20 protein-coding genes are annotated in these 14,953 nt (G+C 45.3%); 9 read left to right on the top strand and 11 right to left on the bottom strand.

The annotated features are described in order from the left end of the window. Positions 1-10 precede the first annotated feature (10 nt). The 4 genes from Q7R76_05045 to Q7R76_05030 form a co-directional block, all read right to left on the bottom strand. Positions 11-430, bottom strand: a complete 420-nt coding sequence (locus tag Q7R76_05045) for a hypothetical protein (GenBank protein MDO8642915.1) — start codon at positions 428-430, stop codon at positions 11-13. Between the two features lie 45 nt (positions 431-475). After that, complete coding sequence (locus tag Q7R76_05040) at positions 476-700, bottom strand: type II toxin-antitoxin system HicA family toxin (protein MDO8642914.1); 225 nt, start codon at positions 698-700, stop codon at positions 476-478. Positions 701-703: 3 nt separating this feature from the next. Beyond that, on the bottom strand, positions 704-928 hold the full coding sequence (locus Q7R76_05035) for a type II toxin-antitoxin system HicB family antitoxin (GenBank protein MDO8642913.1): 225 nt from the start codon (positions 926-928) through the stop codon (positions 704-706). Positions 929-1,013: 85 nt separating this feature from the next. After that, the gene (locus Q7R76_05030; GenBank protein ID MDO8642912.1) at positions 1,014-1,610 is read right to left on the bottom strand and encodes a TATA-box-binding protein; all 597 of its coding nucleotides are present in this window, start codon (positions 1,608-1,610) and stop codon (positions 1,014-1,016) included. A gap of 554 nt (positions 1,611-2,164) precedes the next feature. On the opposite strand from Q7R76_05030, the gene Q7R76_05025 reads away from it, so the two are divergent. The 3 genes from Q7R76_05025 to Q7R76_05015 all read left to right on the top strand — a co-directional run bounded on the left by Q7R76_05025 (position 2,165) and on the right by Q7R76_05015 (position 4,539). Continuing rightward, entirely contained in the window at positions 2,165-2,704 is a 540-nt protein-coding gene (locus tag Q7R76_05025) for a hypothetical protein (GenBank protein ID MDO8642911.1), read from the top strand. After that, positions 2,701-3,270 carry a hypothetical protein gene (locus Q7R76_05020; GenBank protein ID MDO8642910.1) on the top strand — a complete coding sequence of 190 codons (570 nt, stop codon included), beginning with the start codon at positions 2,701-2,703 and terminating at the stop codon, positions 3,268-3,270. Before Q7R76_05025 ends, Q7R76_05020 begins: the two co-directional genes overlap by 4 nt. Before the next feature lie 87 nt (positions 3,271-3,357). Further along, positions 3,358-4,539, top strand: a complete 1,182-nt coding sequence (locus Q7R76_05015; protein MDO8642909.1) for a methionine adenosyltransferase domain-containing protein — start codon at positions 3,358-3,360, stop codon at positions 4,537-4,539. Here Q7R76_05015 and Q7R76_05010 read toward each other — a convergent pair. Together Q7R76_05010 and Q7R76_05005 are read right to left on the bottom strand one after the other, a co-directional pair. Continuing rightward, positions 4,536-5,450: a diacylglycerol kinase family lipid kinase gene (locus tag Q7R76_05010; GenBank protein MDO8642908.1), complete on the bottom strand. Its 915-nt coding sequence runs from the start codon at positions 5,448-5,450 to the stop codon at positions 4,536-4,538. The two genes, Q7R76_05015 and Q7R76_05010, sit on opposite strands and share 4 nt — an antisense overlap. A gap of 91 nt (positions 5,451-5,541) precedes the next feature. After that, positions 5,542-5,808 carry a hypothetical protein gene (locus Q7R76_05005; GenBank protein MDO8642907.1) on the bottom strand — a complete coding sequence of 89 codons (267 nt, stop codon included), beginning with the start codon at positions 5,806-5,808 and terminating at the stop codon, positions 5,542-5,544. A gap of 126 nt (positions 5,809-5,934) precedes the next feature. On the opposite strand from Q7R76_05005, the gene Q7R76_05000 reads away from it, so the two are divergent. From Q7R76_05000 to Q7R76_04985, 4 genes are all read left to right on the top strand, one after another. Beyond that, positions 5,935-6,618, top strand: a complete 684-nt coding sequence (locus Q7R76_05000; GenBank protein MDO8642906.1) for a TraB/GumN family protein — start codon at positions 5,935-5,937, stop codon at positions 6,616-6,618. A gap of 19 nt (positions 6,619-6,637) precedes the next feature. Beyond that, positions 6,638-6,895: a hypothetical protein gene (locus Q7R76_04995; GenBank protein MDO8642905.1), complete on the top strand. Its 258-nt coding sequence runs from the start codon at positions 6,638-6,640 to the stop codon at positions 6,893-6,895. A gap of 80 nt (positions 6,896-6,975) precedes the next feature. Continuing rightward, complete coding sequence (locus tag Q7R76_04990; protein ID MDO8642904.1) at positions 6,976-7,746, top strand: hypothetical protein; 771 nt, start codon at positions 6,976-6,978, stop codon at positions 7,744-7,746. Positions 7,747-7,755: 9 nt separating this feature from the next. Further along, entirely contained in the window at positions 7,756-8,091 is a 336-nt protein-coding gene (locus Q7R76_04985) for a hypothetical protein (protein ID MDO8642903.1), read from the top strand. Here Q7R76_04985 and Q7R76_04980 read toward each other — a convergent pair. Continuing rightward, positions 8,088-9,467 carry a hypothetical protein gene (locus tag Q7R76_04980; protein ID MDO8642902.1) on the bottom strand — a complete coding sequence of 460 codons (1,380 nt, stop codon included), beginning with the start codon at positions 9,465-9,467 and terminating at the stop codon, positions 8,088-8,090. The genes Q7R76_04985 and Q7R76_04980 overlap by 4 nt on opposite strands. Next, complete coding sequence (locus Q7R76_04975) at positions 9,460-11,394, bottom strand: hypothetical protein (GenBank protein MDO8642901.1); 1,935 nt, start codon at positions 11,392-11,394, stop codon at positions 9,460-9,462. Before Q7R76_04975 ends, Q7R76_04980 begins: the two co-directional genes overlap by 8 nt. Positions 11,395-11,476: 82 nt before the next feature. Between Q7R76_04975 and Q7R76_04970 the strand changes: the two genes are divergently transcribed. Further along, positions 11,477-13,063: a hypothetical protein gene (locus Q7R76_04970; GenBank protein MDO8642900.1), complete on the top strand. Its 1,587-nt coding sequence runs from the start codon at positions 11,477-11,479 to the stop codon at positions 13,061-13,063. An 11-nt stretch (positions 13,064-13,074) separates the two neighbouring features. Here the strand turns inward: Q7R76_04970 and Q7R76_04965 are convergent, their stop codons facing one another. Beyond that, complete coding sequence (locus tag Q7R76_04965) at positions 13,075-13,449, bottom strand: hypothetical protein (GenBank protein MDO8642899.1); 375 nt, start codon at positions 13,447-13,449, stop codon at positions 13,075-13,077. Then, complete coding sequence (locus Q7R76_04960) at positions 13,442-14,101, bottom strand: hypothetical protein (GenBank protein ID MDO8642898.1); 660 nt, start codon at positions 14,099-14,101, stop codon at positions 13,442-13,444. Before Q7R76_04960 ends, Q7R76_04965 begins: the two co-directional genes overlap by 8 nt. Positions 14,102-14,358: 257 nt before the next feature. Here Q7R76_04960 and Q7R76_04955 point away from each other — a divergent pair, with 257 nt between their 5' ends. Next, positions 14,359-14,727: a hypothetical protein gene (locus tag Q7R76_04955; GenBank protein MDO8642897.1), complete on the top strand. Its 369-nt coding sequence runs from the start codon at positions 14,359-14,361 to the stop codon at positions 14,725-14,727. Positions 14,728-14,790: 63 nt separating this feature from the next. Here Q7R76_04955 and Q7R76_04950 read toward each other — a convergent pair. Then, on the bottom strand, positions 14,791-14,953 hold a 163-nt coding region (locus tag Q7R76_04950; GenBank protein MDO8642896.1), incomplete at its 5' end, for a DNA-directed RNA polymerase.

Raw genomic sequence — 14,953 nt, 5'->3', positions numbered from 1 at the left:
GAACACGTCACTAACGTAACGACTCTAAACCCTCATGTTGTTTCATCTCTCTAATTTTGCTAAGATAATCATCAAATCTCTTTTGGGCTTCACGAAGAACCGGAGCTCCCACCTCGCCCCACCTATAGGTAGTGGGGGTGAGACTTCCTGTTTGCGTACTAAATTCATCTACTCTAAAGTCTCCGTTCTCGTCTGTGTACTTATCAATGCTGTGATAATAACTACTGTTTACAGTTAACACATGGGTATGTCTGCTGAACTCCTGCTCTTGTGACCAAAATGAAACATACACCTCTTCAACAAGACCATGCTCGCTGCGCATTATTCCCTCAAATTTGTATTGGCCGCAGTCCTTTGTATCAAATCCACATCCTGGCAGAGCAAGCACTGCTGCGCTGACGATGCTGGCAAGCGTATTTCTGATAGTCATGGCGTCAAAGAAATTGTTTGTATTTATTAAGTTAATTGTGCTGGGTTAGCAGTATTTAGCAAAAAAATCTTCCCTGCTCATTTTTATTTCATCCAGTATGCCTTTCAGCAGGCCTCTTTTTATGTCCTTGTTGGAATGGACAGGCACGACCGTTGTTCTGCCATCAGGGTGGCGGTAGAATCGGTGACTGCCTTTTTGGCGAACGATTTGAAAACCTTCTTTTTCAAGAAATCTACATGCCTCTTTTGAAGAGAGAAGCGGAAGCTTCAAAACTTACACCTGTACCTCTTGAACGCCGACAAATTTTATTTGGTCTTTACTCACTCCCCCCTTTTCTTCTTCTGCTACTTCAAGGCAGAGTTCAATTGCCTCTTTTATGTTGGACATCAGCTCATCCAGCGTATCGCCTTGGCTGAGGCATCCTTGGAGTTCAGCAACCTTGCCAACATATCCTCCATCCTCGTCCTGTTCTATGAGTACGTGAAATGTTCGTGCCATACCTGTTAGAAACCACTGACGTTTATTAAACTTTCGGGTTGGCAGACGTACTAACTAAAAAAATAAGAAATAAATAAAAAATTAATTACTTCACAATCTTCTTGAGGTTTTCAATGAGCTTGTCGAGCGCAAGGTGCACTTCGGCTTCGCTCTTGGTTCCCGTGCAAACAACTTTGCCGTTACTGAACAACAGGAATGTTGCCTTTGCTTCAGCAAGCTTGTACACAAGACCCGGGAATTGTTCCGGCTCGTATTCAGTATTCTCAAGCTTCATGGCCAGCGTGTTTAAATTCAGGTCCATTCCCACTCTGCCGGAGGCAACGATGTTCTGGATCTTCACGACGGGCCGTACCTTGATCTTGATGTTGATTTTTTCAAGGCTTTTTATGATCTTATCAATAGATTCGTAGACCTTGTCCATAGAACGTGCGCCGGTGCACACAATTTTTCCCGAGCTGAAGATGAGCGCTGATGTTTTCGGCTCTTTAATCCGAATCACAAGGCCGGGAAATTGTTCCGGATTGTATTCCGTGTTCGACAGCGTCGCGGCCATCTTTTCCAGTGGAATATCGTGGCCAAGTGAGGCTGAAACAACAATGTTCACCACTTTTATTTCGCGTCCTGGTAACGCTTTTGATGGAACAGTAGCTGTTTTTGCTGGCACAGTGGTTGCAGTAGCCATAGGTAGTACCCCCAAACGTATTTTATTTAAATTTATCACTTTATAAATAGGTAAAAGTTTATAAATGCTTCTATTTTAAAGAGGGTATGGCTGCGCATAGTGCGTTATAAGCCTTAAAACTGCGTTAAAATGGTGTTTTAGCTCGTGAACAACGTCAAGATTTTCCGGAAAAACAGCAAAAAACAGTCCGTGCCACACAGGCCCCTATTTAAAGCGGGTATGTGCGCAACAGCATGGTTGCGGTGCCGTGGTTTGATGTTTTCCAGACAAAAGAACTTACTGTTTGTTTTCCCGGATGAGAGAATACGCAGCTTTCACATGTTTTTCGTGTTTTTTCCGATAGATATCATTTTCTTGGATTCGAAGAAACGGATTGTTGCGATAAAGGAACATTTTCTCCCGTTTACGGCTTACACCCCCCCGATAACGTTTCGGTATGCGATTGAGGTCAAACAAGGTACAGTTAAGGCACGAAAATTAAAATTAGGAACCACGTTGCTGTTTTTTCCCCAACAAAATTTATAAACCTGTCACTCCATAAAAGTATCGAGGTGATGGACATCAGCATTACAGATTTCTTAACCGATTGGATGGCCTTGTTTTTGAAAAATAAGGACCTTATCTTCAAAAGGTTTTCCTCTATTACAGTCGATAAGAACAAGCTCACGCTGGTCCAGCACAATGGCACAGTGCAGGTGTTTTACGTCAAGCCCTTTCCGCAGGATTTGGTCAAGGAGCTTCAGGACATTAAGGCACACAGCACCACTTCTTTTGGCATCGTGGTGGCAAATACCAAAAGAAACTTTGAAGCACTTATTCACCACTGGGATGCGCTGGTCAACATGCACAAACAGCTCTGCATTTACTTTGTTAACCCGTTTTCAGGCAGGGCAAAGCAATGGGCTATCCATCCGGCAACGCATCAGCTGATTACTGGTGGTTCCGGGCTGAAACTGGGTCTCACTGCTTTGTTTGACACCGTGGAAGAGACAACTGAAGATGAATTAACGAAAAACATAAAAGAACATGCCCTTTCTGAAGCGTATCCACTTCATATTTCAACTGCATCAGCAAAAAAAGAGGATGATTCATGAACGACGAGCTTATCCGCCACTTTTTCAGAGAAGGCCTTGAAAAAGGATTCAGCAAGGAATATGTTCGTGATATTTTGCTAAACAAGGGCTATGATTATCACAAAGTTAATTTCATTTACAACACGATGATCATGCACGCAAAGGAGCGTGATTTCTCATCGTCAGCATCATCACAAAAAATTTCTCAGCTTCCAATCAAACCCTTTATCCTTGGCGGTGCGCTGGTATTGCTTATTTTTCTCACCTTCTTTTTTTTAAAACAAGCTCCTGTTTCAGGCGTTACTGGCATGGCTGTGCAGGACGCACAAGGCAGGTTTGATGAAATCAGCCAGCTCAATGATAAAATCGAAATAACCAAACAAGACCTCACGGCGCAACTCGAAGCGCTCAAAACAACCAACCTCACAATGGAAGAAAAAAATAAAAAAATAGAAGAGCTGACGAATCAGCTCGGAACTCTGCACGCCTCCATCGAAGAAGAGCACGCCAAAGTGCGCGAATTATTGTGGGACCTTCTGAAAACGCTGCTGAAACGAGGAGAGGAACAGGCAGCGAAGAATAGTTGAAACTAACTGATCGTTGATTTTGCCTTATTCCAATCCGACTTGCACGAGTAGTTAATTTTTTAAATTCCTTCTTCGCTCATGCGAGGTATGGCTGAGCGAATTATCCATTCATTTGAAGCAGGCCGGCGGGGAAAGCCGGATGAGCTGGAATCAGGATTAGCTCATCTGATTGGCGCGTATTTTCTTGAACGTAATCCTCTAGCACGATTTGATGTGCGGGTTGCCGGTGGTTTCTCTCGTGCACTTCAGAAACCTCGTCTCTGTATTTCAGGTGAAGTTTCAGCGTCAGTTCTTACTGAAGATACATATCCAGAACTCCATCGGCGGCTGGTTGCGCACTACAACAAGGTTCATCAATCTCATCTTGGCACGACCGATTTTGTGTGGGATTTTTTCTTTAAGTCGCAAGCAGATTCGCTTGCAGCAAATTCTTGCGCTGGTGATTCAGGCAATCCAATCGCGGTTGCCTACCGTACATCCCCTCATCATCTTCCTTGGGAGCGGTATCTTGCGGTTGAGATTCGCGATCTTATTGATCACCTCTATCAGGATTCTCCATCAGGGTTGGCAGGCCTACAACCTGACGGCAAAGTGGGTGTTGAAGCAGTATACAGTGGCTCACGTTTAGTAAATCTCTCCACTATCACTCTCGCTGTTCAGCACGACCATTCACTTTCTATTGAGGCTCTTCGTTTGCATCTTGGTGGTCGTGTTAGTGAACTTCTCGGCCGCACCGAAAATCGATACTCAGTTTCATTGGGCACTCCATTATTGGTCATCAACGGGCTTGGCGCGTGGCATACCGGCGGGTGGGAAGTTGATGAAGGCACCCGTGAAGCAAAACCCTACCGTGATGGATTTGGCACGTACGGCTGTATGGAAGACTCATTCAGTGGAGAAGATCCCACTAAACCTTCAGCTACCGGTACGTTTCTCGCACGCTACATCGCCGTGCAGGTTGTTGCGCATGGCCTTGCTGATTTTGCACGCGTTGCGCTGGGCTACACTATCGGCAGAGAAGAGGTCGGATTGAATATCACCACAAATGGTACGGGAAAACTCCCCCAAGAAAAACTTGAAGCATGGGTTCGCGACAACATTCCTTTACACATATCGGGCGCAATCAATCGATTTGATTTGCGTAGTCCTAATTTGTATCATGCGATTGTTGGCTCGTCTGATTTTTTCCATGCTCCCTCGTTTCCATGGAACAAGAAAGGAAACTATGCTCCTCCTCCACTCTCCGACAGCCATCGTGGACGCCTTTAATGTATAATTTCCAACTTCTTCGGGCATACTTGAATTTCCACTGGTGTCGTCCCCAGAATTTCACAATCAACATGCACCAGCACGGGCTTGTCTGATTCAATAGACAGTTTTTTGGTGTGCGCATACACGACGTTCTCAAAATAGTCATGCTTCTGAATTGCCACACCAAACAAGAACTTGATGAAATTAAACACATCTCTGCTCTGCAAAATGCATGCGTCCAGAAGACCATCCGTCATATCTGCCTTGTGTGTCAGCATGGTGCCACCGCCATACAATTTCGCATTGCCGACAATAACAAAATAGCCGCGGCACTCAACTCCATTTATTTTTATGCGCATGTTCGAGGGCGTATAGTTGAACAGCTCTCTCAACCCAGTGAGTACATATGCAGTGCTGCCGATGAGCTTTTTCAGCGCCGGGTCAATGCTGTTTGCGATATGGGCGTCAAATCCAATGCCCGATGCGATAATAAAATATCGTTTCTTCGTACTTGTTCTTGCAACACCAAGGTCAACAGCATGGGCGGTTCCTTTGATAATGCGTTCGCATGCTTTGTACGGGTCAAGAGAAATTCCCAGCTCTTGGGCAAGCACATTTTCAGTGCCCATAGGAATAATGCCTAATCGTGGCTGCTTCTTGTTTTTGTTTTTTTTCTTATTTTTCCCGCTGACAATACCATTAATCACTTCGTTGATCGTGCCATCGCCGCCCGCAGCAACAATTGTTGCATAGGTTGCGCACGCCGCTGCTGCTTTTTTTGTTGCGTCATCTGGCCCATTGGTTTCCACCACATCAACTGAAACATCATGGTCTTTGAAATATTCAAGAATGTCCGGCAGATCGGTAATGCTCTTGCCGCTGTGCGCATGAGGGTTGTAAATCAAAAGAAGCCTGTTTTGTTTTCCCATTATCTCTTGTATGTGCCAATCGGCTTTTTAAAACTTTCTGGCAGCGTATATAAACCACTTCAGAAAAGAAAAAAAGTTATAAATACTCTTCTTATTCAGCTACTGCTTCTTCAGGGGTGTAATTCGGCACTGCAGCGCGCGAGATAATCATAATATCGCCGATATTCTTAACAAGCTGGTGCGGTACAATAACTCCTTTTGCAGAACCGAGCACTTTGTTGAGGTACGAATTCTTGGTTGCGCGAATGCGCCAGCCAAAGACCTTGGTTTTGGTCATCAGGGTTTCTTCAATGTCCCCAAAATAGTCACCAGAATCAGTGAACACTTTCATATTGTAGGTTTCTGAGAGTCGTCGCATCTTAAGCATAGTACACCTATCCTTCTGATTGCTCTGGAATCGGCTGTGTATTTAAATATTTTGTTGCACTTGATAGCATACAATCAGGAACGAATATTTATAAAGTTTTACCTTTTTACGGGCTGTATGAAACACGTTATTTTGCTCGGCACCTCCCACATTGCTGAAGAAAGCGTCCGCGCCATCGAGTCAGCAATCGAAAAACACCTGCCTGATATTGTCGCTGTCGAGCTGGACGCCGGTCGGCTTGAGGCGCTTACCCACAAACAGCGGCGCGCTTCATTTTTCCAGCTCGTGCCCAGGGTGGGCGTTACTGGTGCAGTGTTCGCCCTGATTGGAGCCTACATGCAGAAAAGACTGGGGGCGCAGGTGGGTGTGCTTCCTGGCGCTGACATGCTTGCCGCGGTGCGCGCAGCGCAGAAGCGCAAACTGCAGGTGTTTCTCATCGACCAGAACATTGAAGTGACGCTGGCGCGGTTTTCCCAGCAATTCACCCTCAGAGAAAAAATGAGATTGCTTGGTGATATCCTGATGGCACTGTTTTTTCCGCAGCGGCAGATGAAAAAATACGGCGTGTTCACGCTCGACCTTTCCCGCGTACCCTCTACCAAATTAATCGCACGGCTGATTCGCGAAATTAAGAAGCGATATCCCTCGCTCTATCGTGTGCTCATTCAAGAACGAAATGAGTATATGGCGTATCAACTTGTTCGGCTTCTGCATCTTCATCCTGACAAAAAAATTCTTGCAGTGGTGGGAGCAGGGCATGAAGAGGGAATGCGTGCGCTGTTGCAGAAAATTAATAAATAACCAAGAAACGAGGGGCACTATGTCTATCGATTCCGAAATTCAAAACGCGATTCAATGGTTTGGAAAAAATGTATCCGATCCAAGTCTTGATCAAAAAAGCCATTATGCCAAAGCAGTTTGCACGCGATATACTGGATGGCAACGGTTAGAAGCCGAGATTTCTTTAATCAAAGGAGGATTTGACCCCAACGTCGTGCCGTTTGACGTACGCGAACTTCAATTGCTTCTCCGTCCCGGACCGGGTATGCAGCGATTCAACGTGCAGATGCAGTTTTAGCACGGCTACGCGAGTGACTGTTCTTGATTTTTCTTTTCTCACGACAAACTATATAAATAGTATTCTCTCCAAATACCTCCATGGTTATGTATCAAACACCCAGCAACATTCTTGATGTTATCCGGCGCTATTTCAAGTTCAGCGGCGAAGAGATGCGCGCGCTGATTATTTCTACGCTCCTCGTTGCGTTCATTGTCTCATTCAACGAGTGGGGTGCTACCTCATTCAATGCATTCGTCGGCTTGCGCAACCTGTTCAATGCAGTGCTTATTGTCCTGCTCGGCCTACTGTTTCATATCTCGCTCCAGCGCATCGCAGGGCTCATGCTCGGCTTCAAAGTTGAATTCCGCATGTGGCTGTATGGCCTGCTCGCTGGCGTCGCTGTTGCCATTGTGAGCAACGGCAAACTCTGGCTGCTCCTACCTGGTGGTGTGCTGTTCTTTCATATGGCAGGCCACCGTTTGGGTGCGTTTCGTTTCGGCATGAACCACTTTGACATTGCCGTGGTCGGCTTCTGGGGGCCGTTTGCAAATATGCTGCTCGCGACGTTTTTCAAATGGATGCTGGTCTTTTTCCCTGGCAACCCCTTGCTCCTCAAGGCAATGATTGTAAACATCTGGTTGGGTGCGTTTACGATTCTGCCGATTCCACCACTGGATGGTTCGCACGGATTTTATGGTTCGCGGCTTGCCTACTTTTTTTCCATCGGATTCATCTGGAGCATGGCAGTGCTGCTCTACTTCCTGCCGCCGTTTGTCTCGCTGATTATCGGATTTTTGATTGGCGTCATTACGTGGTTCTGCTACAACTGGTTCCGTGAGATTCCCTACTGGAACAAAGCGGGATGGTGAGATGAGAATATGAAACCTATGAACGCGCGTGGTGTTATTGACCTTTCTGCATGGTGGGTAGAACTCGTTTGTTTTATTGTGCTGGGCATCGGCTTTGTTTTTTCCATCACACTGGAAAGCGCGTTCTTGAGTTACGTTGTTATTTTTCTTTTTGGGCTTCTTGCAGGCCGATTAATTTATGAGAAAAGCTACAGCTTCCCGTTCTACCTGATCGGCCTCGCGCTTCTGTTCGGATATGTATTGGGCACACGGTACGGCCAATGGAAGCTCGTGATATTGTTTTTTCTGCTCGGCACTGCGGTCAGTTACTATCTCCACACCCGCGGGTATTTGGAGAATGTTTAGTGGCCAAGATAGCTTCGACGCAGTTCAATTCGGCCAATAGCCTGTGGTCGTGCTGCTCCTTGTGACGGTAGCTCAGTCTGTACAACCTCGACGCTTGCTGCTCCCGTTGGTTCATAAAACCCGGGGATGCGCACTGCAACTTCATATGCTCTGAAACCCGACATCGGTTCAGTTGGCTGCCTTATTTTTGATCGTGCAGCAAACGTCTCAGTCATATAGCTCACAAACCGCATTACTGCGCGTTCAACATTCGGCACTGCCAGAAGACTTGCTGCGTTCTCTGCAACAACAACCGACAACACGATATCAAGGTCTGTTTCATTTCCCCTACCAAGTACTGTTTTTCCACTATCTCCACTGGAAAACTGAAATAGGTACTGTTGAACCGTTGGGTTGTTTATTGTTGGAAGCGGTCGACTCTTGGCGCGCGCATCATCACGTGCTGCCTGTTCGATAATCCTTTCAACATCATTCAGCAACATTGTGTATGGCCTGCTCACATCTTTTGGTGGGGCATTTCCCATAAAAAGGTGGTATGCTGAATCAACATCAACTAATTCAAGCTCTGATGGCCAGTCCATTTTTATTCTGCTTTTGGCTATTCGCCGAACTGAGGTGTCATCTAAATACGAGCAATTTCCGACAAGATGGTCGGTCAGCTCTCCAGCAAATTGCGGCGTGCGATATATACTCATTTCTCCCTTTGGTGCCTTGGACGGTTCAGCGAACTGCTGCACTGGTTCGAGTTGTCGTTTTAATCTTTCATAATCCTCTTTTATCTGGGCAAACGCCGTTTCAAGACTGTCATATTTCTGGCGGGATGTTCGCCACAAAACTGCCTGTATGAATGCACGCTGAACCGCAACACGGATTCCTTCCTCTGACTGATTTTTTGAAATGAACGGAATAAACGGAAATTGGCGCTGGAGCTCAACGTCTGCAGTTGCCCGATCCACCGCAGAAAATACTACCGGCAACATGTAACGCTGCGCATCAATATCCAGGCATTCATAAAAAATATCACGCGCATACTGAATGCCGTTGCCGCCGGTAAAATTATGGTCCATTAACAGCAGCACGACATTATGCTTTCGTGCTTCAGCAACCACCATCTCTAACGGCACTTTATCACCGGTAAGATGCAGCGGGACAAAAGGAATTGCTAATGGCTTAAGAATATCGCTTTTGTCGGCGAGTTCTGTTGGCTTGTCGTCAGCAAAGCCGATGCGTGCATCTGCCGGCTGTAACTGGTACATGGCTAACAGTCGCCGGAGTCCATAATCAAATGTCTCACTTTGTGGTGCTGAGGCGGCAACTGGTGCCGTTTGCGCTGGCGCGCGATGTCTAAATCGGTCTAATGGGTTATCTTCAGGCATAGGTATACCTCACATCGTTAACTTTTTTAAATTGAATGAAAAAACTGGTGCCGTCTGTTTCAGGCGCCACACGGAGTGTACCTCCCATGGTTGAAACAACACGATGGATAATTCGATTACCCAATCCGAGGTGGCTTCCTTGGCTGGGCGGTGCTTCTCCTCGTTCATAGGCGTGTGCAATTGCTGGACTCATGGGCATTCCCGTGTAATCACGATAATGAACCGTTACTCTCTCACCATTGTCGGTGACGGTCAAATCAACTTTTTTTGTGCCTAATTCCTGTGAGTTGCGCATGAGATTATACATAATCATCTGCGCAGCTTCATGAGGTACCGAGATCGGCCCGTCATACTCTCTTGTTGCGTTAAGCATTATCAGTTCTGGTTCATTACCCAGCCGGTGAGCAGTTGCCACATTGTCCTCATTATACATTTTGATGCTTTCTTCCAATGCCTCAAAGAAACTACCAGCAGGCGCTTCAGCTCCGAGTGCATTAATATCCACTCGCGAATAAAAGCTGATGTTTCTCAAGAATGACTGCACATATTCAATGCGGCGTCGGGCAAGGCTTATTCTCATTGCAACATTTCCAACGGTTGTTTCACTCAACACTCGCTCAAGACTTTCGTAACAAAGAATAACCGGTCCGAACATCTCGCCAAGTTTTCCCTCGTCAACACCACTCGTCGTTGAAGTAGCAATCATACTTTGAATCCCTTGTTCAAGGTCCCCGAGAATATTGTCAAGTGTTGTTCTAAACTCACCAAATCTTTTTTCAGCGCGGTTGAGTTCATTAACGGCGACATTCCCCTCACCGCGTACTTCATGGTCTTGGGCATACAGGAGTTGTTGCATCTCTGCGGCACGAGCTTCGGCAAGTCCTCGTTGCTCTTCCGCCAGCTCATAATTCTTTTGAGCACGTTCACGGTTTTTTTCTGCAAGCATCCGTTGTTGTTTCTCTTCTTCAAGCGCATTCTTAAGGTGGCGTGTGCCGCCAATGCGTTCCTGGACTCCAGCAATGACCATTCGCAGTCCTGCGTACCACGGCAGTTTGTCGTACTCCCACTGGTATACACTTGCTGGCCCATCAAAAATAGCATTTTTTGGAAGAATCGTTTCACCATTAAATTCTACTGGTTTAATCATGCGTATTGGTTTGCTTGCATACCTAATTTTCGTTCGATCCATGCCCCATGCCCTGACTATCTCCTCCTCAGCAACGGGCAATCCATATACTTCTCCATCGATACACAATTTTCCTTCTTTATCACGAGTAACATCTTTGATGCCGAGTGCACGAGCGGCAAACGCATAGTCTTCGTTCAATAATTTTTCAGGTGAGAATCGTGATACTACTTGTTCAACCCGCATGGGTTGTACTCCCGGCACACTTCTCTGCCACAACAGTGGAAGAAACTCATAATACCCTCGGGTTGCGGTGCTTTGCTCATAATACAACTCCTTCATCGGTTCCATAAAATAATGAATGGCCCTTCCTCTGACTGTCTTGCCCTCTCTTCCAATTCTTTTCACATTAACATACTGGTCTTTGGTGATAAAATTGCCCAGAAATGTGGTGGTCCAGAGTCCCGCCCAAATGCTGCCAACACGGCGTACCATGCTCGTTACCACATCATCAAATTCAACAGCGCGGTGAGCCACATCACGGATGAGGTCAGGGCTCTGGTTTCCCGCATTGTCTTTAATCCGCTGCGCAAGCATGCGAAAGACTCCGTGCGGCACAGTATTTCTTGAATCCATAAGGTAATCAAGCGTCATCCAGGGCGGAAGGCCTTGGGTGAACCCTTCAATGCCGCGCTCTCTTGCTTCGAGTACCAAGTACCCGGTTGCAAAGCAGGAGAGGTCTTGCTGCATATCTTCGCGTTTCATGCCTTCGAGCCGCTCGACTAATGTCGCATCATCCATAATAACCACCCATCAATAATAACAGGTATTTAAGCTTTATTGTGCTCAAGTAAACTATATAAACTCCACTCCCTAAAACGAGGTGATACCTCAACAGAGTATCAACAGCTCATCAAAAATTCATCAAAAAAGCGGTGATTCAGTGCTTACCAAACTTGTTGCAACATACGCGCCCGTATCATGGATTTCCTTTCTCGAATATGTAAACCTGTCCAGTTACAAGGGCACCAAGTTATTCCTTAAAAAAATAAATCCTGAAGTGCTTGAAATCATTGGCCAGCGGCGGGCTTTATCCGTGTTCAAACAGTGTGCCAAAACCATTCCTGCGTACAAGAATTACCTTCTGAAACACCATGTCGACCCGAGTACCATCCGCACGGTGCAGCAGTTCCATGACGCGGTGCCAGAATTGGACAAAGCCAACTATGTGCACAAATATTCATTTGTCAAGCAATGCCGGAGCAGCATGCTGCCACGATTCGGCCTGCTGGTTGAAAGTTCCGGAAGCACCGGCAAACCAACCAACTGGATTGAGGCAGCAGAAGAAAACCAGATACTGCTCAAAGAAGTGAATTTTGAAACCGAGTATATTTTTCACCCGTCATCAAACCGGTACATTGTGTTGAGCTGCTGGAGTCTCGGCCCATGGACCGCTGACTTGAAGTTCTGTTACTTTTTCGAGCATGTGGGCATTGTGAAAAATATCGGCCCCAGCATTGAGAATGTCATTGAGACCATGAAAATATTTGGCCCTGAATACAAATATATCATCGGCGGCTATCCACCATTCCTCAAGAACCTTGTTGATTCGGGAAAGCTCAACTGGAAGCGATACGCGATTGACCTTCTCACCGGTGGCGAGGGATTTGTCAAGGGCTGGCGCAAATATATGTTGTCACGCTTGCGAAAGGGCGCGCAGATATTCTCGTCCTACGGCTCCTCTGACCTCGATACTGCCATGGGCATTGAAACGCCGCTCTGTGTCATGATTAAAGAACTCCTTGACAACCAGCCCGAGGTTTCAAAACAATTATTCGGTAGCTCTGAAACACCGATGGTGTTCCAGTATGACCCCACGCTGCACTACATTGAAAATTCAAAAGACAAAAAAGAATTCAACGTCACCAAGCTCAATTCGAAAATTCCCAACATCATGGTCAAATATAACATTCACGACCACGGTGGCGTGCTGCGGTACGATGAATTCATCCGCTCGCTTGCCAAGACCGTGCCGCGCTTTGCCAAAAAATTTGCCGAGTACCGCAAGGATGCACTCCAACTTCCCTTTTTGTGGATCGGAGGGAGAACGGACTCAACCATTTCCATCAACGGCACTAACGTGTATCCTCAACAAGTCGAATCGGCGTTGCTGACAAACAAGGAACTATACAAACACATCAACACGTTCCAGATTTCACAAAAATACGAATTCAGCAAAGACGCATTCTTCAGCGTGAATATTGAGCTTGCCAAAGGTATTCATCCGACTGCTGTACTGAAGCGGGAATGCCAGAAAACAATCATGCAAGGCATGAAAAAATACAGCAGGGAATACGCACAAGCCATGCGCGAGTTTCCAAAAAACTTTATGCCGCTGGTCGAGTTGCATGCGTTTCACACGGGGCCCTTTGTCAGCGTGAGCATTAAGAATAAGTATATTGAGCGGTAGGGCGTGTTGATTTAGCTTTTCTTTGTGAGTTCAAGTTCTTTTCTCACTTTATCATAATACTTATGATCCCCCAGATGGAATTCGATATATATCGAATTTTTTACTTTCACGAACAGAATTCTATACTCACTGTTTCCAACCGTAAACGGATAACGAAACGTAAGAAGTTGACTGATAGCCCATTCCTTATATGGTTTTTTTGATCCGACGAATATTGGTTGGATATTCTTTTGAACTACGTCCTGTATCCACTGGTATATTTTTTCTGCTTTTGTTTCCGTAAGCTGGCTTAGAATCTCATCAACCGTATCACCAAGAAATTCTATCTTATATTCTTGTGCAATCAATTCTTTAATCTTTTGCTTAAATTCTTCAGGATTAACCATGGACTACACCGTGCGCTGCTTCGTGAGTCAAGGTATATAAAAAATTTTGTGCATCATACTCACAAAGATCTCTATAATACCCCGCTTGGGTATAAAAAAAGCGTTTGAGGTATGATGGTTTTGCTCCTTTACCTATCACCTTTGGTACTTCTGTTTTGATATACTCAAGAATTTCTTTGTAATTTCTAAACGAATTAATCTTTTGAGCAAGTTCGAATGTGTCAAAAATCGCTCCGGTCTTAAAATATTCGGTATACAGAACAAGAAAACGCACATTTTTATGAAATTTTTCTTTTTTGTTCAATAGTGTTGGGACTGCTTCATTAATAACATTCCAGTAATCAGACATTGTTACTTTGAGCGGTTTTTTTGGAAGGATATTCTTTGCGATACAGCTCTTCGATACAGAATGATACAACAAAGAGTATAGGTCATTAAAATCAAGAACCGTTATTTTCACCTTTTTGTTCGTGCTTTTTAACTTTTTTTGTGTTCGGGATAGTACAAACACGTCAATATCCTTGTAGCTCTCTTTATAGAGAAAAGAACCAGTGATAAAGCAATACTTCGCTGGAATCCCGTGCAGGATGGCTTCTGCCTGTTCTATCCGCTCCTTGATTATATCTTCGTTATGGGGGTTGTAAATGATCATTTTGTTACTTAAAATATACGGATGTTTATAAATGTGTCTATTTTTTAAAAAAATATATAAAAAAGGTAATACTCTGGGGCAACAAACGGAGGCATTTCCGTTGGCACAATCTTTAAATAGTCATTTAGGTTCTGAACATCTATGAATTTTGAAGAAGTAGACAACAAAGTTAAGCAGGCTGTTGAATCAGCCATTGGTTATTTAATCGGGCCCGTTGTGCAGGTTTTTATTAAGAACAAGTACATCACGAGGTAACTATGGGCCAACCCTACCGAATTCAGGCATACATTCTCCCTACACATGAATCCGGTGTTTCACCTTTTTTTGTCGGGAGCGAAGGCATTACAGCAACTGCTCGCGGCGAGACTCCCTCAGGATGCATTGATGCTTTTTTAAGCGTGCTTGCATCATGGTGTGATGCAGTTGCTGAACATACTCCGGGCGCAGTAAAAACCCATTTTGAAACAGCACTTCCCCAGGCATATTCTTCCCGTGACCAATTAGAAACACGGCTTGCATGCTATGGTGCACCGAAACTAAACCCTCTTAGTGAATTGCCCTTGGCTGCTGCCGATAATCCACACCTTCCCGGCGATACCATTGTTGAGTTCTATCTGCAACAATAACACACTAACAAAAAAAATAAGAATAAAAAAAAGAGTAAAAAAGTTCAGAAGTAATCCACACGTCTAGTATGTTTTCTTCTTTGCGTAACAGTCTCTGCAGTACACTGGTCTGCCTTCTTGGGGCTTGAAAGGAACTTGACATTCCTTGCCACAGTCTGCGCAGGTTGCGGTGTGCATTTCTCGCGGTCCGTCGAAGTTACTTCGTCCGCCTCGGTTAAAATCTCCC

It is taken from the genome of Candidatus Woesearchaeota archaeon (genome assembly GCA_030651375.1).
Lineage (GTDB): Archaea > Nanobdellota > Nanobdellia > Woesearchaeales > UBA12501 > JAUSFM01.
This window is presented reverse-complemented; position numbering and strand designations above follow the sequence as displayed.

Bases quoted from the DNA above. Each gene is read 5' to 3' on its own strand.
- Q7R76_04960 (MDO8642898.1), bottom strand. From the start codon at position 14,101: ATGATCATTTACAACCCCCATAACGAAGATATAATCAAGGAGCGGATA.
- Q7R76_05045 (MDO8642915.1), bottom strand. From the start codon at position 430: ATGACTATCAGAAATACGCTTGCCAGCATCGTCAGCGCAGCAGTGCTT.
- Q7R76_05000 (MDO8642906.1), top strand. From the start codon at position 5,935: ATGAAACACGTTATTTTGCTCGGCACCTCCCACATTGCTGAAGAAAGC.
- Q7R76_04995 (MDO8642905.1), top strand. From the start codon at position 6,638: ATGTCTATCGATTCCGAAATTCAAAACGCGATTCAATGGTTTGGAAAA.
- Q7R76_05015 (MDO8642909.1), top strand. From the start codon at position 3,358: ATGGCTGAGCGAATTATCCATTCATTTGAAGCAGGCCGGCGGGGAAAG.
- Q7R76_04980 (MDO8642902.1), bottom strand. From the start codon at position 9,467: ATGCCTGAAGATAACCCATTAGACCGATTTAGACATCGCGCGCCAGCG.
- Q7R76_04985 (MDO8642903.1), top strand. From the start codon at position 7,756: ATGAAACCTATGAACGCGCGTGGTGTTATTGACCTTTCTGCATGGTGG.
- Q7R76_05025 (MDO8642911.1), top strand. From the start codon at position 2,165: ATGGACATCAGCATTACAGATTTCTTAACCGATTGGATGGCCTTGTTT.
- Q7R76_04955 (MDO8642897.1), top strand. From the start codon at position 14,359: ATGGGCCAACCCTACCGAATTCAGGCATACATTCTCCCTACACATGAA.
- Q7R76_05035 (MDO8642913.1), bottom strand. From the start codon at position 928: ATGGCACGAACATTTCACGTACTCATAGAACAGGACGAGGATGGAGGA.
- Q7R76_05020 (MDO8642910.1), top strand. From the start codon at position 2,701: ATGAACGACGAGCTTATCCGCCACTTTTTCAGAGAAGGCCTTGAAAAA.
- Q7R76_04975 (MDO8642901.1), bottom strand. From the start codon at position 11,394: ATGGATGATGCGACATTAGTCGAGCGGCTCGAAGGCATGAAACGCGAA.
- Q7R76_04990 (MDO8642904.1), top strand. From the start codon at position 6,976: ATGGTTATGTATCAAACACCCAGCAACATTCTTGATGTTATCCGGCGC.
- Q7R76_04965 (MDO8642899.1), bottom strand. From the start codon at position 13,449: ATGGTTAATCCTGAAGAATTTAAGCAAAAGATTAAAGAATTGATTGCA.
- Q7R76_05030 (MDO8642912.1), bottom strand. From the start codon at position 1,610: ATGGCTACTGCAACCACTGTGCCAGCAAAAACAGCTACTGTTCCATCA.
- Q7R76_05005 (MDO8642907.1), bottom strand. From the start codon at position 5,808: ATGCGACGACTCTCAGAAACCTACAATATGAAAGTGTTCACTGATTCT.
- Q7R76_05010 (MDO8642908.1), bottom strand. From the start codon at position 5,450: ATGGGAAAACAAAACAGGCTTCTTTTGATTTACAACCCTCATGCGCAC.